Source organism: Stenotrophomonas thermophila (assembly GCF_001499715.1).
Taxonomy (GTDB): Bacteria; Pseudomonadota; Gammaproteobacteria; order Xanthomonadales; family Xanthomonadaceae; genus Stenotrophomonas; species Stenotrophomonas hibiscicola.
In genome coordinates this window covers 1-21,327 of sequence record NZ_CVIW01000035.1, presented here as the reverse complement: position 1 = coordinate 21,327, position 21,327 = coordinate 1, and the positions used below count along the sequence as shown (strand labels likewise).

Here is a 21,327-nt window from a genome sequence, read left to right as displayed (position 1 = left end):
GACTCTACATGGGGCGCGTGATCACGGCCGCCGAAGGATGAACTCACGGTCGTGGGTGTCGCCCACGATGAAGTCGTACTCGCCAACCTTGCTGCAGCCATAGCGCGCGTAGAAGCGCTGTGCGCCGAAATTCTCTTCCCATACGCCTACCCACAGGGTGCGGCGCTGCGGCTGGGCCAGCCAGTTCATGAACGCATCCATCAGGCGCGCGCCGTGGCCGCCGTTCTGTTGCGCGGCCAGGATGTAGAACCGCTTCAGTTCGATGTCGCCTTCGCGTGCATCCGTGTGCGGCAAGGTGTTGGCACCGGCGGCCAGATAGCCGACCGCGGCATCACCGTCCAGCAACAGCCAGATGGCACTGCGTGGGTCGGACAGTTCGATGCGCTGCGGTTCACTGCTGTAGTGATCCTGCAGGAAATCGTGCAGGTCCTGCGGCGGATACGAGTCGCCCCAGGTCTCGGTGTAGGTGGCGATGGCGATCGCCGAAAGCGTGTCGACGTCGGCGAGGGTGGTGCGGCGGATCTGCAACGACATGGCGGTGCCTGCATTGGAACGTGGCGCAGTGTAGCCGGCCCCGGCGGCTGCCGGGGCTGGCCACTGCTCACGTAATGCTGCTCAGAACCACATGCGGACGCCGGCGACCCAGCGCGTGTCGCGCGCGTGGTCACCGGCATAGTCGGCGGTGTCGCCAAACGTACGTTCGTGGCTGATGCCGATGTACGGCGCGAAGCGACGGCTGAACTCATAGCGCAGGCGCAGCCCGGCTTCGACCTTGTTCAGTCCGCGACCAATGCCGTACTCCGGTTCATCTTTGGCCGCAACGGTGGCTTCCAGCAGCGGCTGCAGGATCAGGCGGTTGGTCAGCAGTACGTCGTACTCGACCTCGGCCTTGGCCAGCACCTGGCCGCCGGAGCCCATGTACAGCGTGGCCGAGCTTTCGAACTTGTACGGCGCCAGACCCTGGATGCCGATGGCCGCCCATGTGCGCGAGTCGGACGGGCGGAAGTCCTGGCGCACGCCGACCAGCACGTCCCACCACGGCGACACGCTGCGACCATACAGTGCTTCCAGTGACGACGATTCGGTGCGGCCGCGGCTGCGTTCGCCATCGGTGCGCAGCCACAGGCGGTTGATGTTGCCGCCGATCCAGCCGGTGGCTTCCCAGGCCTGGCCGTTGCTGCTCTTGCCATCCCAATGCTCAAGCCGGTCGATCAGCAGCAGGCTGTTGATCTCCGGCGCGTGTTCCATCGCGCCATGCGCGATCGGCGGGAAGGCGGCGGCGCGGTCGGCATCAGTCGGGACCGGGATCGGTTCGCGCGGTTCGGTGGGTGCAGGCGTGCCGTGGCCCATCGCCCCGTGGTCCATCTGCGAATGGTCCATCGCCGCTGGCTGCATCGCGCCATGGTCCATCTTCGAGTGGTCCATCGTGGAGTGGTCCATTCCGGCGTGATCCGCTGCACCCATGTCCATCTCCGAATGATCCATCTTTGAATGATCGACCGGTTCGGCCGGCGCCTTCGCGCTCTTCGCAGGCGCGTTCATCGTGCCCATGTCATGGCCCGCGTGCGACTGCGCGAACACCGGCATTGCAGCGGTCAGGCCCAGGACCAGCAGGCTTGGGGAAAGCAGTGAGCGGCTCATTCTTCGATCCTCACTTCGCGCATCATGCCCGCTTCCATGTGGTACAGCAGATGGCAGTGATAGGCCCAGCGGCCGAGCGCGTCGGCGCGCACGCGGTAGCTGCGGCGTGTACCGGGTGGCATGTCGATGGTGTGCTTGCGCACCTGGAATTCGCCTTGTGCGTTTTCCAGATCGCTCCACACGCCGTGCAGATGGATCGGGTGCTGCATCATGGTGTCGTTGACCAGCACGATGCGCATGCGCTCGCCGTAGTTCAGCCGCAGCGGCTCGGCGCTGGCGAACGGGATGCCGTCGAACGACCAGGAGAATTTCTCCATGTGGCCGGTCAGATGCAGCTCGACTTCACGACTGGGCTCGCGGCCATCGGGGTCTTCGAACAGGCTGCGCATCGCGCCGTAGGTCAGGACCTTGCGGCCGTTGTCGCGCAGGCCGATGCCGGGGTCGTCCAGCTTCGGTTCGGTAGCCGAACTCTGCATGTCCACCAGCGGGTTGTTGCGCTCGCTGGGCGGGTGCTTTGGCGCCTTGCTGGCGGCATCACCGCCACCATGCGCACCGTGGCCCATGCTGGCGCCGCAGCCGCCTTCCATGCCCTTCATCGCGGTCATGTCGTGCCCGCCATGACCGCCACCACCCATGTCATGCCCCATGTCGCTCATGGTCAGCAACGGGCGCGGGTCGCGTGCAGGGATCGGCGCCTGCAGGCCATGGCGTACCGCCAGCGTGCCGGCAGCGAAGCCGGTGCGGCCCATGTCCTGGCAGAAGATGGTAAACGCGTCCTGGCCGGTGGGCTCGACCAGCACATCGTAGGTTTCGGCGGGAGCGATGCGGAACTCATCGATGCTGACCGGATGGATGTACTGGCCATCGGCGGCGACCACGGTCATCTTCAGGCCGGGAATGCGCACATCGAAGTAGGTCATCGAGGCGCCATTGATGAAGCGCAGCAGTACCTTTTCCCCGCTGCGGAACAGCCCGGTCCAGTTGCCGGCTGGCGCCGTACCGTTCATCAGGTAGGTGTAGGTGTGCGCGTTGATGTCGGAGATGTCGGAGGGCGTCATCCGCATCCGGCCCCACATGCCGCGGTCGGACAGCGCGGCCGACCAGCCGTCACGCTTCGCATCGCGCAGGAAGTCGGGCAGGGTGCGCTTGTAGTAGTTGTCGTGCTCGGCAAGCTTCTTCATGCGGCGGAACAACGCACCCGGGTCCATGTCGGTCCAGTCGGACAGCAGGATCACGTGCTCGCGGTCGTGGTGGTACGGCGCTGGCTCGGCCGGATCGATGATCAGTGCACCGTACAGGCCGGCCTGCTCCTGGAACATCGAATGGCTGTGGTACCAGTAGGTGCCCGACTGCTTCAGCTGGAAGTGGTAGTGGTATGTCTCGCCGGGGCCGATGCCGTTGAAGCTCAGGCCGGGCACGCCGTCCATGTTGGCCGGCAGCAGGATGCCGTGCCAGTGGATCGAGGTCGGGTGGCGCTCCAGCGTGTTGCGCACGAACAGGTCCACGGTCTGGCCTTCGCGCCAGCGCAGGATCGGTGCCGGCAGCGAGCCGTTGACGGTGATCGCCGGGCGGGTGCGCCCGGTGAAGTTGGCCAGCGATTCGCCGATGGCCAGTTCGATGCGGGTGTCGCTGAGGACAGCGGGGGCGCCGGCCAGGCGAGGCGTGGCGCGGGCGGCGGCAAGCGCACGCTGCGGCACGCCGACAGCGGCGATGCCGGCGACCACGCCACCGGCGGCCAGGCCCTGCACGAAGAGGCGGCGCGACGGCATGGGCACAGCGCCCGGACCGGGGGGATTGCGGGTATTCATGATGGAGACTCCAGACACGTAAAGATGCCGGCAGGTCGCCGGCTCCGGTGCGCAGGGCGCACGATGCGTGTGGAATCAGCCGATGGGAGGGCGTGAGATGGGCGGCAGCGGCGGCGCCGGCCGGCCAGTGGCCGGTATCGGCTGCGGCGCCAGCGACAGTGCCGGGCCCGCCAGATACGGCAACGGCTGCACCACCAGCAGCGGCTGCTGGGCGCAACTGCGCACGCAGTCCTTGATCTGGCAGTGGGCGTCGTGGGCGGGGGCCTCGGCCTGCGGGGCCTCGTCGGCCTGCATGGCGGCGTGGTGGTGGCAGTCGGCATCACCGCCATCAAGGGCGGCTACCGCGTGGGCCATCCGGCCCATTTCCTCGTGACCACTGGCCATGGCCGCGTTCAGCCCGTTGAGCAACAGGCTGAGCATGAGCACGACACGGAGCAGGGTCGAGGCGAGGGACATGGCGCTAATCTAGCCGCAAAGGGGCTGTGGATGCACTTCCGGCTGAATGGCCGGTTCAAGGTTGGACCTGCACCAGTGCAGAGCCGAGCCCACGCTCGGCTGCCGTTCACGCAGAAGCAGCCGAGCGTGGGCTCGGCTCTACAGGGGGACGAGCGCACGGTTGGCGATGGGGAGGCGCCTGGCCAGGCGCCCGGCGCTACCCCTCTTCGCGCACGATCTCGACCAGGCGCGGGCCGTAGCGGCTCAGCTTGGTGCCGCCGATGCCGCCGACCCGGGCCAGTTCATCCAGGCTGGTCGGGCGCTGCTCGGCGATGTTGCGCAGGGTGCTGTCGTGGAAGATCACGAAGGCCGGCACGTTCTGTTCGCGGGCCAGTTCGGCGCGCAGACCGCGCAGCGCGTTGAACAGCGCCAGATCCTGCCGCAGCACAGACAGGCCGGTGCGCTGCGCGCTGCGCTCGCGCCCGCTGGCGCTGCTGGCCGGGTCGCGGCGCATGCTGATCTGGCGGCGACCGGTCAGCACGTCGCGGCTGGCATCGGTCAGGCGCAGGCCACCGTGGCCCTCGCTGTCCACTTCCAGCAGGCTGGCGGCCACCAGCTGGCGGAACACGCTGCGCCAGGTGCGCGCATCCAGGTCGCGGCCGATCGCATAGGTACTGAGCTTGTCGTGGCCCTGCTGTTTGACCTTCTCGTTCTCGCTGCCGCGCAGGATGTCGATCAGGTGGCCGACGCCGAAGCGCTGGCCACTGCGGTAGACACAGCTCAGCGCCTTCTGCGCCGGAATGGTCGCATCCCACGAGGCCGGCGGCGTCAGGCAGTTGTCGCAGTTGCCGCAGGGCTGGGGATAGGTCTCGCCGAAACCGGCCAGCAGCACCTGGCGGCGGCATTGCATGGATTCGCAGTAGCCCAGCAGGTGGTCGAGCTTGCCCCGTTCCAGCTGCTTGCGTTCTTCGCCCGCCTCGGATTGTTCGATCATCTGCTTGAGCAGTACCACGTCGCCCAGGCCGTAGCACAGCCAGGCTTCGGCAGCTTCGCCATCACGACCAGCGCGGCCGGTTTCCTGGTAGTAGCCTTCCATCGACTTGGGCAGGTCGGTATGCGCCACGAAGCGCACGTCCGGCTTGTCGATGCCCATGCCGAAGGCGATGGTGGCGCACATGACGATGCCGTCCTCGCGCAGGAAGCGGCGCTGGTTGTTCGCGCGCACTTCCGGCGGCAGGCCGGCGTGGTAGGGCAGGGCGTTGAAGCCCTGGCCGCACAGGAATTCAGCGGTCTCCTCGACCTTGCGCCGCGACATGCAATAGACGATGCCGGCCTCGCCACGGTGGCCGCGCAGGAAATCGATCAGCTGCTTGCGGGCGTTGTCCTTCTGCACCACGGTGTAGCGGATGTTGGGGCGGTCGAACGAGCTGACGAAGTGGCGGGCTTCCTGCAGATCGAGGCGTTCGGCGATCTCGCGCTGGGTCGGCGGGTCGGCGGTGGCGGTGAGCGCGATCCGCGGAATCTGCGGCCAGCGCTCGTGCAGCACGGTCAGCTGGCGGTATTCCGGGCGGAAGTCGTGGCCCCACTGCGACACGCAGTGGGCTTCGTCGATGGCGAACAGGGCGATCTGGCTGCGTGACAGCAGCGACAGGAAGCGGCCGGTCAGCAGCCGCTCGGGAGCGACATAGAGCATGTCCAGCTCGCCGGCCAGCAGCTCGCGTTCGACGCGGCCGGCGGTCTCGGCATCCAGGGTGGAATTCAGGTACTCGGCACGAACGCCGAGCTGGCGCAGGGCTTCGACCTGGTCCTGCATCAGCGCGATCAGCGGCGAGATGACGATGCCACATCCGTCACGCAGCAGGGCCGGCACCTGGTAGCACAGCGACTTGCCACCGCCGGTGGGCATCAGCACCAGGGCATCATGACCGGCAGCCACATGCTCCACGATGTCCTGCTGCGGACCACGGAAATCGTCGTAACCAAAGACGCGTTGGAGCAGGTCGTGCGCGGGACGGGAAGCCATCCGGCTAGTTTACCCCGGCGGGGGAGTCGGCAGGGCTGCGCCCTGCACCCGCTGCAAGCCAGTGCAACGTCAAAGGCAATAGCCGGCTCTGGGGTGATTCGTGGTTTGGTGGGGCGGTGTCGGATTGCGGGGACGCCGCAAGTACGTCCCTGTAGGCTTGGCAGCCGCATCCATGCGGCTGACACCCCGCAATCAGACACCGCCCCACCTTCGACAGTTTCCCGCGGCCGTTGGTGGGTGTCGACCTTGGTCGACACATCTGTCAGATATCGACAAACAAAACGGGGTCAGATCCGTTTTCCTGCGGAAAACGGATCTGACCCCAATGGCTTTGCCGGCAGATCGCGGAAATCTGTCGAAGGCGGGGTGGGTCCGGTTGCGGGGGCGTGAGCCGCATGGATGCGGCGACCGAGCCTACATGGACGTATTCACGGCGTCCCCCGCAACCGGACCCACCCCGCCAACCCACAGGAAACCCGCTTTTGCTCCGGCCGTTGCCGTTGCAGTTGCCTCTGCGGGTGCAGGGCGCAGCCCTGCCGAACCACCCCCAACTCTTACTGGAGCAGGGAACGCAGCATCCAGGCGTACTTCTCGTGGGTCTGCAGCCGCTGGGTCATCAGATCCTCGGTCGGCGCGTCGTCACCCTTGGCCGCCACCTCCAGCACTTCACGTGCCGTACGGCAGACCGCTTCGTTGGCGACCACCAACTGGCGTACCATTTCACGCCAGTCCGCACTGTCGGTCAGGCCCGGTTCCTCGACGATCGAGGTCAGCGCAGCGAATTCCCGGTAGGAGCCCGGGGCATTGAAGCCCAGCGCGCGGATGCGCTCGGCCACATCGTCCAGTGCCGCCCACTGCTCGGTGTACTGCGTCTCGAACATGGTGTGCAGCGAGTTGAACATCGACCCGGTCACGTTCCAGTGGAAGTTGTGCGTTTTCAGGTAGAGCGTGAACGCGTCAGCCTGGAAGCGCGAAAGACCGTCGGCGATCTTCTTGCGGTCGCCCTGGGTGATCCCGATATCGATGTTCGGCGCCGACGGTGCCGCCGCTGCAAGCTTCTGCTTGCCGGTCTTGGCCTTGGTCGTGCTCTTGGTCTTCGCCATGGGGTTCCTCCTTGTGGAATCGTTGGCCTTCACAATAAACCGGTCGTGATGACTGGTCGCTTTCAAAGTTTTGAACGAACCGATTGATGAACTCTATCGATAAAAATCCATCGCCCCGCCTGCGCCAACAGCGCGCCGCCATCGACGGCGCCATGAGCCGCGACCGGGGCCGTTTGCTGGGGATGCTCTCGCGTTGCCAGGCCAAGCCACAGGATGCGGCACTGGCCGCCACCTTCGAGCAGGCCTTGCAGGCGTCGGTGCAGCGCCGGCAGGTGCGGGCGCAGCAGCAGCCGTCCATTACTCTGGACCCGCAGCTGCCGATTGCGCGTGAAGCCGACGCCATCATCGGGCTGATCCGCGACCACCAGGTCGTGGTGATCGCTGGTGAAACCGGTTCGGGCAAGACCACCCAGCTGCCGAAACTGTGCCTGGCCGCCGGCCGTGGCCAGGCCGGCATGATCGGCTGCACCCAGCCGCGACGGATTGCCGCACGTGCGGTAGCCAGCCGTGTCGCACAGGAACTGCAGAGTGAACTGGGCCAGCTGGTGGGCTACCAGGTGCGCTTCAACGACAAGGTCAGCGAAGACAGCCGCATCAAGTTCATGACCGACGGCATCCTGCTGGCGGAGATTGCCAGCGACCGCTGGTTGTCGAACTACGACACGATCATCGTCGACGAGGCGCACGAGCGCAGCCTCAACATCGACTTCCTGCTGGGCTACCTGAAGCAGCTGCTGCGCAAGCGCCCCGACCTGAAGCTGATCGTCACTTCGGCCACCATCGACACCGGACGCTTCGCCCAGCATTTCGACAATGCGCCGGTGATCAGCGTTGAGGGCCGCACCTACCCGGTGGAGGTGCGCTACCGCGCGCTGGAAGGCGAGGGTGAAGACCAGGGCGAACGCACCGTCAACGATGCCATCGTGTCGGCTGTCGACGAGATTACCCGCCTGGATGCACGCGGCGACGTGCTGATCTTCCTGCCGGGCGAGCGCGAGATCCGCGATGCGCACCAGTCGCTGGAACGGCGCAAGTACCGCAACACCGAGGTACTGCCACTGTATGCGCGGCTGTCCAACCAGGACCAGGACCGGGTGTTCAATCCTGGGCCGAACCGGCGCATCGTGCTGGCCACCAATGTGGCGGAAACCTCGCTGACGGTGCCGCGCATCCGTTACGTGGTCGATCCGGGCCTTGCCCGCGTCAAGCGCTACAGCCCGCGCAACAAGCTGGACCGCCTGCACATCGAGCCGATCTCGCAGGCCAGCGCCAACCAGCGCAAGGGGCGCTGCGGCCGTATCGCCGAGGGCATCTGTTACCGCCTGTATGCTGAGGCCGATTTCCAGGCGCGGCCGGAGTTCACCGATCCGGAAATCCGCCGCTCCAGCCTGGCCGGGGTGATCCTGCGCATGCTGCATCTGGGCCTGGGCCGCATCGAGGAGTTCCCGTTCCTGGAAGCGCCGGACGAGCGCGCGGTGGCCGATGGCTGGCAGCAGCTGACCGAACTGGGGGCGATCGATGCCGAACGGCGCCTGACCACCATCGGCAAGCAGATGGCGCGCCTGCCGGTGGACGTGAAGCTGGCGCGCATGCTGGTGGCCGCGCAGGCCGCCGGCTGCCTACGGCCGATGCTGGTGATCGCCTCGTTCTTGGGCATCCAGGATCCGCGCGAACGCCCGCCCGAGGCGCGCGGTGCGGCCGACAGCGCGCATGCGCAGTTTGCCGATGGCCGCTCCGAGTTCGTCGGCGTGCTGCGCCTGTGGGATGCCTACCGGCAGGCCCATGAAGACCTGACCCAGTCCAAGCTGCGCGACTGGTGTGGCCGTCATTTCCTCGGTTTCCTGCGCATGCGCGAATGGCGCGAGCTGCACCGGCAGCTGCGCCTGCTGTGCGAGGAACTGGGCTGGAAGGAAGAGCCCAGCGAGGCATCGATGGCGCCGCTGCTGGCGGGCAGCACTGCACCGGCCCCGGCGCGCGATGACGCGGCGGCGGTGAAGGCGACCCGGGGCCAGCTGCACCGGGCTGCACGCCTGGCCCGCGAAGGCAAGGCGGAGGCCGCACCGGCGCCGGTGGCCGTGCGCGCGCAGAAGGAACAGGCGCCGGTTGGCGGCGGTTTCAGCGAACGTGTGCGTGGCGCTGCCTACCAGACCCTGCACCGTGCGTTGGTGGCGGGCCTGCCGACGCAGATCGGCCACCGCACCGAGAAGGGCGATTTCCAGGCGCCGCGCCAGCGCCGCTTCCTGCCGTTCCCCGGTTCGGCGCTGGCCAAGCGGCCACCGCCGTGGCTGCTGGTGGCCAACCTGCTGGATACGCAGAAGGTATGGGGCATGACCCTGGCCGCGATCGAGCCGGACTGGGTGATCGCCGAACTGCCGCACCTGCTGCTGCGCAAGCACTTCGACCCGCACTGGTCGCGCGCGCAGGGCCAGGTGCTGGCGTCCGAGCAGATCAGCCTGTTCGGCCTGGTGCTGGCACCGAAGAAACCGGTCCACTACGGCCGCATCGCGCCGGGCGAGGCGCATGACATCTTCGTGCGCCAGGCACTGGTGACCGGCGAGATCAATACCCGCGCCAGTTTCGTCGCCGACAACCAGAAGGTGCTGGAGGTCGCGCGCGAGGAAGAAGCCAAGCTGCGCCGCGCTGGCATCGTTGCCGACGAAGACTGGCAGGCACGCTGGTACCTGGACCGGGTGCCGCCGCAGATCCATTCGGCCTCCGGCCTGGATGCCTGGTGGAAGGGTCTTGCGCCGGAACAGCGCAAGACCCTGCACTGGTCGCTGGCCGACCTGTTGCCGGGCGAAGGCAGTGAGCAGGAGCGCTACCCGAAGTACCTCGCGCTGGGCCAGGCACGATTGCCGCTGCATTACCGCTTCGAGCCGGGTGCCGAGGATGACGGCGTAACCCTTGACGTACCGCTGCACCTGCTCAACGCATTGGATCCGGTGCAGCTGGGCTGGCTGGCGCCCGGCTTCGTTGCCGACAAGGCTGCGGCGCTGATTCGCAGCCTGCCCAAGGCGATGCGCCGCAACTACGTGCCGGCGCCGGACTTTGGTCGCGCGTTCTACGAGGCGTTCCCGCAACCCAGTGCCGATGCCATCACCGGCGAACTGGCGCGTTTCCTCTCACGCGCGACAGGCGCCACGGTGACCGCGCTCGATTTCGAGCCCGGCTCGATCGAACCGCACCTGCACATGAACCTGCGCCTGCGCGACGAGCAGGGCAGGGTGCTGGCCACCTCGCGCGACCTGGACGCATTGCGCGCGAAGTTCGGTGGGCGCGCGGGCGACGCCTTCGCTGCACGCGCCGGACGTGAAATGGCGGCTGATGGCCTGCGTACCTTCCCGGCCACGCCGATTCCGCTGCAGGTGCCCGGCGAAGCCGGCGTGCCGGCCTATCCGGCGCTGCTGGACGAGGGCGACAGCGTGGCGCTGCGCATCTTCGCTGATCGGCAGCAGGCGCAGGCGGCTCATCCGCTGGGTGTGCGCCGCCTGCTGGAGATCGCGCTGGCCGAGAAGATGAAGCAGGCACGCAAGCAGTTGCCGGTGGGTGCCAAGACGGGCCTGCTGTATGCGGCGATCGAATCGCAGGAACGCCTTCGTGGCGATCTGGTCGATGCGGCGATGAACGCCGTACTGGCTGAAGGCCTGGAAGACATACGCGATGCGGCGGCCTTCGAGCAGCGCCGCGAGCATGCGGCCAAGGCGCTGTTCGGTGAGGCCATGTCGCGGCTGAAGCTGGCCGAGACCATCCTGGCGCTGGTGGCCGAACTGAAGCCGATGCTGGAAGCGCCGCTGATGGGCTGGGCGCGCGGCAACCTGGACGACATGGAGGCGCAGCTGGCCGGGCTGATCCATCCAGGCTTCCTGCGCGATACACCGGCCGACGCATTGGCGCAGTATCCGCGCTATCTGAAAGCGATGATCCTGCGTACCGAGCGCGCCAAGCGTGATCCGCCGCGCGATCAGGCGCGCATGCTGGAACTGCATCCGTTCCTGGAAGCGCTGGAAGTGGCTGAGCAGCAGGGCCTGCGCGAGCACCCGCAATGGCAGGCGCTGCGCTGGGATCTGGAAGAGCTGCGGGTGTCGCTGTTCGCGCAGGAGCTGGGCGCGCGGACCGGCATCTCGGCGAAGAAGCTGGCGCAGCGGGTAGCCGCACTGCGCCAGGCGTGACTCCTATGATGTGATGACGTAGAGCCGAGCCCATGCTCGGCTGCTTTTTTGATGCCTCGTCATCTTCCCGTGCAGATCGCAGCCGAGCGTGGGCTCGGCTCTACACGATGGGCGTCGTTACTTGGTACGACGCACCTTCGGCTGGGTGTTCACACCGTCGACCTTCAGGTACCAGACGCCCATCACACCGGGCTTGATGCTGACGGCGGGCGACTGCCTGCGCACGCCTGCCAGGGTGGTTGCATCGATCTGCTCCCATTCCTGGCCGTTGTCCAGCACGTAGACGCGGCCCTTGCCGAACCCGCGGAACTCACCCTGCAGCACGCCGACGATCGGCTCACTGCTGCCGAAATCGAAGAAGCCGCGATTCTTCACGATCACTTCCTGGCGGCCTTCCTCGCGCGCCGATTCCCGTACCGCTGCAACTGCCTGGGTCGTGGCCGCCTCGACCTTGCCCTGCAGCCAGCGGTTGAGCGTGGCCAGTTCCTGCGCACTGAGCTTGTCCAGGCCAGCAGCCTTGAATTCGGCCGGTGACATCTGCTGCTGCAGGTCACCCTCTACCACGCGCTGGGCCAGCGCAGGCGCCGACAGGGACAGCAACAGTGCGGCACAAGCCAGCAGCCGTAGGCGGAAACGCGGGACGATCGGGGACATGACGGGACTCTCCTGGGTTTGCCCGCGAGTGTAGCGGCATGTCTTCATGCCGGGGGATGGTGGCCACGGTCATTGTCCCTGAACGGCGCCGGCGCTAGTGTAGAGGCCTCTGTCTTGCCTGCTTGATGCTGTGAACCGCGCTTCCGTCCCCGGCCTGGATGCCTTGTTGAACCGTCCCTCGGCAGCGGTGCTGCCTGCCCCGCTGCGCCAGGCCCTGCGCGAGCACTGGGAAGCGCCGGAATGCGACCACCAGATGCGTGCCACCTGGTCGGTGCTGGGCGACACCCTCGACGCGCTGGCGATGCTCTCGGCCGACGAAGGTGCAGTGGTGGCCGCATTGTTGTTCGACCTGCCGGGCCTGCGTGCCAGCCTGGAGCAGCTGCCGCTGGGCAACCACAAGACCGCGGTGATCGGCCTGCTTGACGGCCAGGATGCGGCCGACCCGGTGTGGGCGCTGCATGCCGGTCGCGAAGCGGGGCGCAACAGCGAGGGCCTGCGCCGGCTGCTGCTGGCCATCATCCGCGACCTGCGCGTGGTGCCGATCCTGCTGGCGCGCCAGCTCGCGAGGATGCGCGCGGCCGACAAGCTGGACGACGAGCAGCGCCGCGCGCTGGCGCAGCTGACACGCGACATCCACGCGCCATTGGCCAACCGCCTGGGCATCTGGCAGCTGAAGTGGGAGCTGGAGGACCTGGCGTTCCGCCACTTGGAGCCGGAGACCTACCGGCGCATTGCGCGGGAAGTCGACGAAACCCGCATCGCCCGCGAGCGCTACGTCGAGAATGTCAAGAAGGTGCTGTCGCGCGAGCTGGTTGCGCAGGGCATCAAGGCCGAGGTCAGTGGCCGCCCGAAGCACATCTACAGCATCTGGCGGAAGATGCAGAAGAAGCGGCTGGCGTTCGACCAGCTGTACGACATCCGTGCGGTGCGGGTAATGGTCGACGATGTCGCCGCCTGCTATGCCGCGCTGGGCGTGGTGCATGCACTGTGGGCACCGGTGCCGAGCGAGTTCGACGACTACATCGCCCGGCCCAAGGCCAACGACTATCGCTCGCTGCATACCGCAGTGGTCGGCCCGGAAGGGCGCACCATTGAAGTGCAGATCCGTACCCACGAGATGCATTCGCAGGCCGAGCTGGGCGTGGCCGCGCACTGGAAGTACAAGGAAGGCGGCAAGGGCGCGGAGAAGTCCTTCGACCGCAAGATCACCTGGATGCGCCAGCTGCTGGAGCAGGCCCAGGACGGGCAGGGCAACGAACTGGCCGGGGCGCTCGATGCCGAACTGACCGAGGACCGGGTCTATGCGCTGAGCCCGAAGGACGAGGTGCTGGACCTGCCGCAGGGCGCCACGCCGCTCGATTTCGCCTACCAGGTGCACACCATGGTTGGCCACCGCTGCCGTGGCGCGAAGGTCAATGGCCGCATCGTACCGCTGACTTACCGTCTGCGCAGTGGCGACCGGGTCGAGATACTGACCGGCAAGGAGGCCGACCCGCGCCGCGACTGGCTGATGCCGGCCAACGGCTTCCTGGCCAGCAACCGTTCGCGCGAGAAGGTGCGCAGCTGGTTCCACAAGCTGGACCGCGCGCGCAACGTGCAGGCCGGGCGCGAACTGCTCGAGCGCGAGCTGAAGCGCCTGGGGCTGCAGCACTCGGACCTGGCCATCGCGGCGAAGAAGTTCCATGCCGACAGCGTTGACGACCTCTACATCCAAGTGGCGCTGGGCGATACCGGGCCGAACCAGGTCAGCCGTGCCCTGCTGGAAGCCGAACGTGCAGCAAGCCAACCGGCGCCCGCGCCGAGCCTGCCGCGGCCGACCGCGCGCCGCGAGAACCTGGGCAAGTCCAAGTTCACCGTACAGGGCGTGGGCAACCTGCTGGTACAACTGGCGCGCTGCTGCCAGCCGGTGGCCGGCGAACCCATCGTCGGCTACCTGACCCGTAGCCGCGGTGTCACCGTGCATCGTGCAGACTGCGCTGCGCTGGCCCGTCTGGCGGCCACCAGCCCGCAGCGCATCCTGCCGGTGGAGTGGGGCCAGGCCGGGGGCGGCTACGAGGTGGACGTCGTGGTCGACGCGGTCGATCGCCGCTGGCTGCTGAAGGACATCACCAACCTGATCGCCCAGGAAGACGCCTACGTGCTGGACATCCACAGTGACAACGTGCGCAACAGTGGCCGTGCCCACCTGCGCCTGCGGCTGAAGGTGAGTGACTACGGCCAGCTGTCGACCCTGCTGGGCAAGCTGGACGCGCTGCCCGGCGTGAGCGAGGCGCGTCGCCTCGGCTGAGCTTCACGCTGCCCCGGCTACCCTGCACGCATGGAACGCGAGCCCCCGCATCGCCCGCATGGCGCTGAACTTCCTGCGCTGGACCGCGTCCGCCGCGAAGGCCGTTGGTGGTGGCTGCAGGCACGCCACGCGCGCCGGGTGTGGCGCTGGGCGCTGGTCGCGGCGCTGGCGGTGTTTGTGCTGCTGGTGCTGCTGCGCAAGCCGCTGGCCGACTGGTTCTGGGATGAGCCTCGGATCGAGCAGCTGCTGGCCGAAGGTGATGGCGCACTGGCGGCCGGGCGGCTGAGTGCCGCCGATGGCAGTGGTGCGCGCGAGCGCTACCAGGCCGTGCTGGCCCTGGATGGAGATCGTCCGCAGGCCCGCGAAGGCCTGGCCCGTACCGGCGCGGCGGCCCTGCAGCAGGCCCGCGAAAAGATGCAGGCCAACGATCTCGACGGCAGCGCGCAGGCGCTGGCACTGGCCCGGGAACTGCAGGTACCACAGGGCGAGGCGGACGCCGTGGCGCGCCAGCTGAGGGCCCGGCGCAGCGCAGGTGCCGGCATCGGTGCACTGCTGGCGCAGGCACGCAACGCCTTCGCTGCGGGCCGGCTGGATGAAGGTGACAGCAGCGCGCTGCCCCTGTTCCAGCGCATCCTGTCGCTGCAGCCGGACAATCTGCCGGCGCTGGAAGGTCGCGAAGATGCACTGAGCGATCTGCTGCAGCAGGCGCGCGCGCTGGCGGGACGCGGCGAGCTGGCCGAGGCCGCCGCACTACTGCAGCGTGCGCGCCAGTTCGATGCCGGCCATGCTGATCTGCCCGCCAGCCAGGAAGCATTGGCGCAGGCCGTCGAGCGGCGCCTGCGCCAGGCCCAGCGCGCCCTGCAGCGCGGGCAGCTGGAGTCCGCAGCAAAGGGATTTCTCGCCGTTCTGGCAGTGGCGGCCGATGATGCCAGCGCCCAGCGCGGCCGTGAACAGACGTTGCAGGCGGTGCTGGCACGCAGCCAGACGCAGGCCGACGACTTCCGGTTCGAGGCGGCGCGGGCCGATGCCGCGCTGGCGGAGGAGCTGGGCGCTTCGCCGGCCGCGCAACAGCAGCTCGCGCAACGCCTGCAGCGCGCACAACAGGCGCAGAAGGCGCTGCAGCAGCCGGCGGCCAGCAACACGCAGCGCGAGCGCCAACTGCGCGACCACCTGCGCAGCATCGAGCGCGCCGAACGTTCCGGGCAATGGATCGGTCCCCCCGGCCACAGTGCATTCGACGCATTGCGCGAAGCGCAGTCACTGGCGCCGCGCGATGCTCGGGTGAAGGCTGCTGCGGCGCGGCTGCTGCCCGCCAGTCGCGGCTGCTTCGACGACAACCTCCGGCAGAACCGCGTACAGGCGGCAGGGGCCTGCCTGCAGGCGTGGCAGACCCTGTCGCCGACTGCGGCCGGGCTCCCCTCGGCACGCCTGCGCCTGGCCCAGCGCTGGCTGGCCATCGGCAGCGAGCGACTCGGCAGCGGCGACCTGGCTTTCGCAGCGCATGCCGCCGAACAAGCCCGCTTGCTGCAACCGGACCTGGCCGAGCTGCCGGCGTTCGAAGAGCGCCTGCGCCGTGCCGGCGGTCTCCCTGATTAGGTGAAGAACACCCGCTGCACGGTTGCGCGCGCAGCGTCGAGGGAGAAGTGCTCTGCGATGTTGGCCAGGCCGGCTTCGGATAGCTGCCGCCACAGCTGCGGATCCTGGTACAGGCGGACCACCGCATCGGCGAAGCCGGCCGCATCATCGGCCACCAGCACGTCCTCGCCCGGGCGCAGGTGCATCCCTTCCACCGCGCAGGTGGTACCTACCACCGGCTGGCCATGGGCCATGCTCAGGTTGATCTTGCCTTTCACGCCGGCACCGAAACGTAGTGGCGCGATGGAAATGCGTGCGCCATCCATGTAGGGAGTGATGTCCTCGACGAAGCCGTGCATCTGCACGCCGGGCTGGCGCGCGGCCAGGGCCAGCAGGGATTCCGGCGCGGCAGCGCCGATGCAGTGCAGGCGCACATCGGGCAGGCGGGCGCGGATGCCGGCGAAGACTTCGCCGATGAACCATTCCATCGCGTCCAGGTTCGGCGGGGGGCGGAAGCCGCCGACGAACACCAGGTCATGACGCTGCTCGAACGGTTTGCCGGCACCGGCGATGTCATGGAGGTTGGAGATCAGCTCCACCTGCACCGTTGGCGCGTCGGCCTGCAGCTGCTCGCGCTCGGCGGAACTGACCAGCACGGTGACGTCGCACTGCTCCATCACCGCCAGTTCGCTGGCGCGGGTACGCTCGGCAGCGCGCAGCAGTCCAGCATCGCCGGCCACGTCGGCACCACGACGTTCGCGCAGGTAGTGCAGGTCCACCGTGTCGAACACGGTGCGCGCTTGCGGCGCATAGCGCTTCAGCAGCGGCAGGCACTCGTGGGCAACATGGTGGCGGACCAGCAGCGCTACGTGGAAGCGTCCACCATGCGTGCGCAGCCAGCTGGCGACGCCATCGAGGAACGGTGCATACCAGACTTCCACACCCATCCGCTGCAGCGCGTCGGTGGCGGCGCCGCCGTGTTCGCGGCGGGTGGGAACGAACACCACATGGGCCCCGCCCTGCAGCAGGAGGCGGATCAGGTTCACCTGGCGCAGCGACGCGGAATCGCGATCCGGCTGCGGCACAGCCTCGTCCAGGATCAGCACCTGGCGCCGGCCACGCAGCAGCAGCGCCGGTGACGGCACTTCGCCCACCGCCGGGCGGCGGGCCAGCTCGGTGGCCCAGCGGTCGGCGAAGATGGCCTGGTTGCGCACCTGGTAGGCCTTCACGCCGCTGCCGGTGTCGGTGCCGTTGCTGGTGCCTTCGTCATGGACCACCCGGCTGGCCGGCTGAACCAGGACGCGCAGGCCCTGCGCACGCACGCGGAAGGCCAGGTCGGTGTCCTCGTAGTAGGCCGGCTTGTAGCGGGTATCGAAGCCGCCCAGCTGTCGCCAGAGGTCGCGCGGCAGCATCAGCGCTGCGCCGGAGCAGTAGTCGACGTCGCGCAGGCTGGCAAAACGCGGGTCGTCCGCTGCCTCGAAACGGCCGTAACTCCAGCCACTGCCATCAGCGAAAATCACCCCGCCCGATTCCTGCAGCCGGCCGTCCGGGTAGAGCAGCTGGCTACCGACCAGGCCGGCGCCGGGCGTGCTGGAGAACGTGTCCAGCAGCGCGTCGAGCCAGCCCGGCTGCGGCACCGTATCGTTGTTGAGCAGCACCACGTAGCGACCGCGTGCGCGCGATACGCCATCGTTGCAGGCCTCGATGAAGCCGCCGTTGTACTCGCGCACTTCATAGCGCAGTCCGGCAACCTGCGGCATCCACTGCACGGTGGCGTCGGTGCTGCCGTCATCCACTACCAGGATCTCGCACGTGGCCTGCGGTGGATGCGCCGCCAAGGCGCGCAGGCAGGCCAGGGTGTGATCGACGTGGTTGTAGACGGGGATGACAATGCTCGCTTCCGGTGTTTCGCTGAACGGCACCGTGAAGGGAGCGAACTCCTGTGCCGGCGGCAGGAACAGCGGCGTGCGTGGCGCGGGCACGGCGCGCTGGGCATGCACGCGGATGCGCTGCCAGGTCGCCCGCCAGCCACGGGTACGCAGGCTGGCCAGGCTCCGGCGGGCCAGGCCCGACAGGCGGTTGATCAGGTATCGGATCTCGGCCAGGGACATCGCCATCCGGTTGCAACTCCAGCTTAAGCAGGGGAACCCGGGAGAATTCGCCAGCCGCAGCGGCTGGGGGAGACTCGCCAGACTCTACATTCTCGCATTCCCGTGCCCCGACGCTACGATTCCGACGACATCGACGATTTCGACGACGACGACCAGCAGGACAACGGCCCGCTGTGGCGGCGCCGGCTGATCACCTGGAGCATGGCTGCGGTCGCGTTGGGATTGGGTTTCCTCATTCCCTATACGCTGTACCTGAACCAGCAGGTGACCCAACGTTTCGGCGAACTGCGCTGGCAGATCCCGACGCGGGTGTATGCGCGGCCGCTGGTGCTCACTCCCGGCAAGGCGATGGATGCGTCCACGCTGAAGACCGAGCTGGCCGCCTCCGCCTACCGCGATGATGGCCAGGGCAAGGAGCCGGCCACCTATGCGGTGAATGGCGGGCGCTTTGTCATCTCCAGCCGCGGCTACAACGACGTCGATGGCCGGGTTGCCCCGCGTCGGCTCGAGTTGTCGCTGGCCGATGGTGCGGTCGCCTCGCTGCGCGATGCCGACAGCCGCAAGGCTCTGAAGGCGGCGCGGCTGGATCCGGCGCGTATCGCCACCCTGTACGGCCAGAAGCAGGAAGAACGCCGCCTGATCCGCATGGACGAGGCGCCGGACCTGCTGGTGACCGGCCTGCAGGCAGTGGAGGACAAGGACTTCAACCGCCACCACGGCATCGACCTGTCCGGTATCGCGCGCGCGGTGTGGGTGACCATCCGCTCCGGTGGCCAGAGCCGTCAGGGCGCTTCCACGCTGACCCAGCAGCTGGCCCGCAGCGGCCTGCTCGGCATCGGCAAGGAACAGACGCTCACCCGCAAATTCAACGAAGTGCTCTACGCCCTGATCATGGAAGCGCGCTATGACAAGCGCACCATCTTCGAGGCCTATCTCAACCAGGTGTACCTGGGCCAGCGCGGCAGCCAGGCGATCCATGGCATGTCGTCCGGTGCCGAGTTCTGGTTCGGCCGTGACCTGCAGTCGCTGGAGACCGAGCAGATCGCGCTGCTGATCGGCCTGGTCAAGGGCCCGTCCTTCTACGACCCGCGGCGTAATCCGGAACGTGCGTTGGACCGTCGCAACTTCGTGCTGGGCAAACTGCACGAAGCCACGCTGATCGACGACGCCGAGTACCAGCGCGCACTGAAGGCCCCGCTGGGCGTGCCGAAGACGCCGGGACTGGTGGCGGCCAACCGCTTCCCCGCCTATGTTGACCTGGTCCGTCGCCAGCTCGGCCATGACTACCCGGAATCTGCCCTGCAGGGCGCTGGCCTGAGCGTCATGACCGGCATGTCGCCGTCCGCGCAGGCCTATGCCGAAGGCGCGGTGACCCGCACCATCAAGTCGCTGGAAAGCAAGCGCCGGCCCGAACTGCAGGCCGGCATGGTGCTGACCGACGTGCACAACGGCGACGTGCTGGCGGTGATCGGCAGCCGTGAAGTGTCCGAGGTCGGCTTCAACCGCGCGATCGAAGCACAGCGTCCGGTCGGCTCGCTGCTCAAGCCATTCGTGTACCTGCTCGCGCTGGCGCAGCCGGACCGTTACTCGCTGGCCAGCTGGGTCGACGATTCACCGGTGACGGTGCAGCTCGGCCGCGGCCGCAACTGGAGCCCGGGCAATGCGGACAACCGCAGCCACGGCACGGTGCGCCTGATTGACGCGCTGGCACACTCCTACAACCAGGCCACGGTGCGCGTGGGCATGCAGGTCGGTCCCGAGCGCGTGACCCAGCTGATCCATGTGCTGGCGGGCATCAAGGCCGAGGCCAATCCGGCGGTGATCCTCGGCTCGACCGACCAGAGCCCGTACGCGATGGCACAGCTGTACCAGTTCCTCGCCTCGGGCGGTGAGATCCAGCCGCTGCACGCGGTGCGTGGCGTGCTCGATCCGCAGGGCAAGCTGCTCAAGCGCTACGACAAGACCCCGGCGCCGGCACAGGAAGGCGATTCAATTGCCGCCAACCTGATCAGCGTCGGCCTGCAGCAGGTGGTCTCCAGTGGTACCGCGCAGCGGCTCAATGCCGATGGCCTCGGCCGCCTGCAGCCGGCCGGCAAGACCGGCACCACCAACGATGGCCGTGACAGCTGGTATGCCGGCTACACCGGCGATCATCTGGCGGTGATCTGGATCGGCAACGACCAGAACCAGCAGGCCGGCCTGTATGGCGCTACCGGCGCGATGCGGGTCTGGTCGGGCATCTTCCAGCGCCTGCCGAGTGCGCCATTGCGGGTCAGCAACAAAGGCCTGGACTGGCAGTCGGTCGCGGCCACGGGTCTGAACACAACCGATGAAGGCTGCCCGGGCGCACGCCGCTTCCCGTTCGTGGTGGGCTATGCACCGGCGTATGCGCCGTGCGCGCCGGCAGTGCCGCCGGGCGAGCCGGGCGAAACTGAAGGGGAGGGCGGTGGCTGGCGTAGCTGGTTCGGCCTGGACCGCAAGCCGGAAGCGCCCGCCGAACCTGCCGCAGCGCCCGCCGCCGCTACTCCTCCCCCGAGCCGATGAAGCCGATGAACATGCGATCCCTGCTGCAGCCCCTGGCCCTGACCGGCCTCAGCCTGGCCCTGGCCGCCTGTGTGACCAGCGCGCCGCCGGTGGTCAAGCCAGTCGATACCACTACGCCGGCACAGCGCCTGGCGGCAGTCGATGCGGCCGCAGGTCCTGACGACAAGGAGCTGTCGGTGCAGCCGCTGCGTGATTCGCAGGTGGAAGACCTGCGGGTGACCGCGCAGGCGCAGCGGCAGGCGAACGACCTGGCCGGTGCCGCCAGCAGCTTGGACCATGCGCTGGAAATCGTCGCCGGCGACCCGGCGGTGCTGCAGGAGCGTGCCGAACTGGCACTGCTGCAGGGGCAGTGGGAACAGGCGGAGACGTTCGCGCGCAAGGCGGTGGATCTGGGCTCGAAGACGGGGCCGCTGTGCCGCCGGCACTGGGCGACGATCGAACAGTCACGCCTGGCGCGGGGCGAGAAGGAGAATGCGGTGTCGGCGCATGCGCAGATTGAAGGTTGCACGGTGCCGGGGATCAAGCGGTACTGAGGTATTCCACTCCACCGGGCGCTGCCCCCTCTGCGGCGCGCGCACTGATGGATGCGGGTGATGGGCCGGTTGGGTGGGGCGTGCAGGACACGCCGTAAACCCATCCATGGGGGCTCGATGGCGCCTTGCTCGTGTGCGCTGTCCTGCGCACGCGGCAAGACCGGGGTTGGGCGTCCTGCCCAACCCGCCCGAGGCGTGCCTCGGGCCCATGGCGCCAACGGTCCTGCACGCCCCACCCAACCGGCCCGCCATACATCGCGCGTGCCGCAGGCAAGAACAAGATCAAAAACAAAAGCGGGTCGCGCGCTGCGCGCGCTCGCAGTAATCCATCTTCTTTTCCCGTTCCTTCCACCGCTTCTGAGCTACCAGTAGAGCAGGCTCGACGCTACGAAGCGCGTCCCTCCGTCACCGGGAAACTGTCGAAGGCAGGGGACTGTGGGTTTG

The 21,327-nt window shown here is 67.9% G+C and carries 13 protein-coding genes; 5 read left to right on the top strand and 8 right to left on the bottom strand.

Annotated elements, in window-relative coordinates; genetic code table 11:
- Positions 1-21: 21 nt before the first annotated feature.
- The 6 genes from BN1263_RS14955 to BN1263_RS14930 all read right to left on the bottom strand — a co-directional run bounded on the left by BN1263_RS14955 (position 22) and on the right by BN1263_RS14930 (position 7,010).
- Positions 22-534 (bottom strand): GNAT family N-acetyltransferase, encoded by a 513-nt coding sequence (locus BN1263_RS14955; protein ID WP_058982228.1) that lies wholly within the window; start codon positions 532-534, stop codon positions 22-24.
- An 81-nt stretch (positions 535-615) separates the two neighbouring features.
- On the bottom strand, positions 616-1,641 hold the full coding sequence (locus BN1263_RS14950) for a copper resistance protein B (protein ID WP_058982225.1): 1,026 nt from the start codon (positions 1,639-1,641) through the stop codon (positions 616-618).
- On the bottom strand, positions 1,638-3,449 hold the full coding sequence (locus BN1263_RS14945) for a copper resistance system multicopper oxidase (RefSeq protein WP_058982223.1): 1,812 nt from the start codon (positions 3,447-3,449) through the stop codon (positions 1,638-1,640). Before BN1263_RS14945 ends, BN1263_RS14950 begins: the two co-directional genes overlap by 4 nt.
- Positions 3,450-3,524: 75 nt before the next feature.
- The gene (locus tag BN1263_RS14940) at positions 3,525-3,905 is read right to left on the bottom strand and encodes a CopL family metal-binding regulatory protein (protein WP_058982220.1); all 381 of its coding nucleotides are present in this window, start codon (positions 3,903-3,905) and stop codon (positions 3,525-3,527) included.
- A 196-nt stretch (positions 3,906-4,101) separates the two neighbouring features.
- A complete protein-coding gene (gene recQ / locus BN1263_RS14935) occupies positions 4,102-5,907 on the bottom strand; it encodes a DNA helicase RecQ (RefSeq protein WP_058982218.1) in 1,806 nt (601 codons plus the stop codon).
- Positions 5,908-6,461: 554 nt separating this feature from the next.
- Positions 6,462-7,010 carry a Dps family protein gene (locus BN1263_RS14930; protein ID WP_019660109.1) on the bottom strand — a complete coding sequence of 183 codons (549 nt, stop codon included), beginning with the start codon at positions 7,008-7,010 and terminating at the stop codon, positions 6,462-6,464.
- Positions 7,011-7,096: 86 nt separating this feature from the next.
- Here BN1263_RS14930 and hrpA point away from each other — a divergent pair, with 86 nt between their 5' ends.
- Positions 7,097-11,179 (top strand): ATP-dependent RNA helicase HrpA, encoded by a 4,083-nt coding sequence (gene hrpA, locus BN1263_RS14925; protein WP_058982216.1) that lies wholly within the window; start codon positions 7,097-7,099, stop codon positions 11,177-11,179.
- A 117-nt stretch (positions 11,180-11,296) separates the two neighbouring features.
- On the opposite strand, the gene BN1263_RS14920 is transcribed toward hrpA, so the two are convergent.
- Positions 11,297-11,833, bottom strand: coding sequence for a hypothetical protein (locus BN1263_RS14920; protein ID WP_019660107.1), 537 nt, complete (start codon positions 11,831-11,833; stop codon positions 11,297-11,299).
- Between the two features lie 130 nt (positions 11,834-11,963).
- Between BN1263_RS14920 and BN1263_RS14915 the strand changes: the two genes are divergently transcribed.
- Both BN1263_RS14915 and BN1263_RS14910 read left to right on the top strand, forming a co-directional pair.
- A complete protein-coding gene (locus BN1263_RS14915; RefSeq protein WP_058982213.1) occupies positions 11,964-14,120 on the top strand; it encodes a RelA/SpoT family protein in 2,157 nt (718 codons plus the stop codon).
- A 30-nt stretch (positions 14,121-14,150) separates the two neighbouring features.
- Complete coding sequence (locus BN1263_RS14910) at positions 14,151-15,716, top strand: hypothetical protein (RefSeq protein ID WP_058982211.1); 1,566 nt, start codon at positions 14,151-14,153, stop codon at positions 15,714-15,716.
- Here BN1263_RS14910 and BN1263_RS14905 read toward each other — a convergent pair.
- Positions 15,713-17,812, bottom strand: a complete 2,100-nt coding sequence (locus BN1263_RS14905) for a glycosyltransferase (protein ID WP_058982210.1) — start codon at positions 17,810-17,812, stop codon at positions 15,713-15,715. The two genes, BN1263_RS14910 and BN1263_RS14905, sit on opposite strands and share 4 nt — an antisense overlap.
- Positions 17,813-17,908: 96 nt before the next feature.
- On the opposite strand from BN1263_RS14905, the gene mrcB reads away from it, so the two are divergent.
- Positions 17,909-20,350 (top strand): penicillin-binding protein 1B, encoded by a 2,442-nt coding sequence (gene mrcB / locus BN1263_RS14900; RefSeq protein WP_058982207.1) that lies wholly within the window; start codon positions 17,909-17,911, stop codon positions 20,348-20,350.
- Positions 20,347-20,883: a tetratricopeptide repeat protein gene (locus BN1263_RS14895; RefSeq protein ID WP_080398839.1), complete on the top strand. Its 537-nt coding sequence runs from the start codon at positions 20,347-20,349 to the stop codon at positions 20,881-20,883. The genes mrcB and BN1263_RS14895 overlap by 4 nt, the downstream gene beginning before the upstream one ends.
- Positions 20,884-21,327 lie beyond the last annotated feature (444 nt).

Excerpts from the sequence above, each read along its gene's own strand:
- BN1263_RS14920 (WP_019660107.1), bottom strand. The coding sequence starts at position 11,833 with ATGTCCCCGATCGTCCCGCGTTTCCGCCTACGGCTGCTGGCTTGTGCC.
- BN1263_RS14895 (WP_080398839.1), top strand. The coding sequence starts at position 20,347 with ATGAAGCCGATGAACATGCGATCCCTGCTGCAGCCCCTGGCCCTGACC.
- BN1263_RS14950 (WP_058982225.1), bottom strand. The coding sequence starts at position 1,641 with ATGAGCCGCTCACTGCTTTCCCCAAGCCTGCTGGTCCTGGGCCTGACC.
- BN1263_RS14905 (WP_058982210.1), bottom strand. The coding sequence starts at position 17,812 with ATGGCGATGTCCCTGGCCGAGATCCGATACCTGATCAACCGCCTGTCG.
- BN1263_RS14910 (WP_058982211.1), top strand. The coding sequence starts at position 14,151 with ATGGAACGCGAGCCCCCGCATCGCCCGCATGGCGCTGAACTTCCTGCG.
- BN1263_RS14955 (WP_058982228.1), bottom strand. The coding sequence starts at position 534 with ATGTCGTTGCAGATCCGCCGCACCACCCTCGCCGACGTCGACACGCTT.
- BN1263_RS14945 (WP_058982223.1), bottom strand. The coding sequence starts at position 3,449 with ATGAATACCCGCAATCCCCCCGGTCCGGGCGCTGTGCCCATGCCGTCG.
- BN1263_RS14940 (WP_058982220.1), bottom strand. The coding sequence starts at position 3,905 with ATGTCCCTCGCCTCGACCCTGCTCCGTGTCGTGCTCATGCTCAGCCTG.
- BN1263_RS14930 (WP_019660109.1), bottom strand. The coding sequence starts at position 7,010 with ATGGCGAAGACCAAGAGCACGACCAAGGCCAAGACCGGCAAGCAGAAG.
- hrpA (WP_058982216.1), top strand. The coding sequence starts at position 7,097 with ATGAACTCTATCGATAAAAATCCATCGCCCCGCCTGCGCCAACAGCGC.
- recQ (WP_058982218.1), bottom strand. The coding sequence starts at position 5,907 with ATGGCTTCCCGTCCCGCGCACGACCTGCTCCAACGCGTCTTTGGTTAC.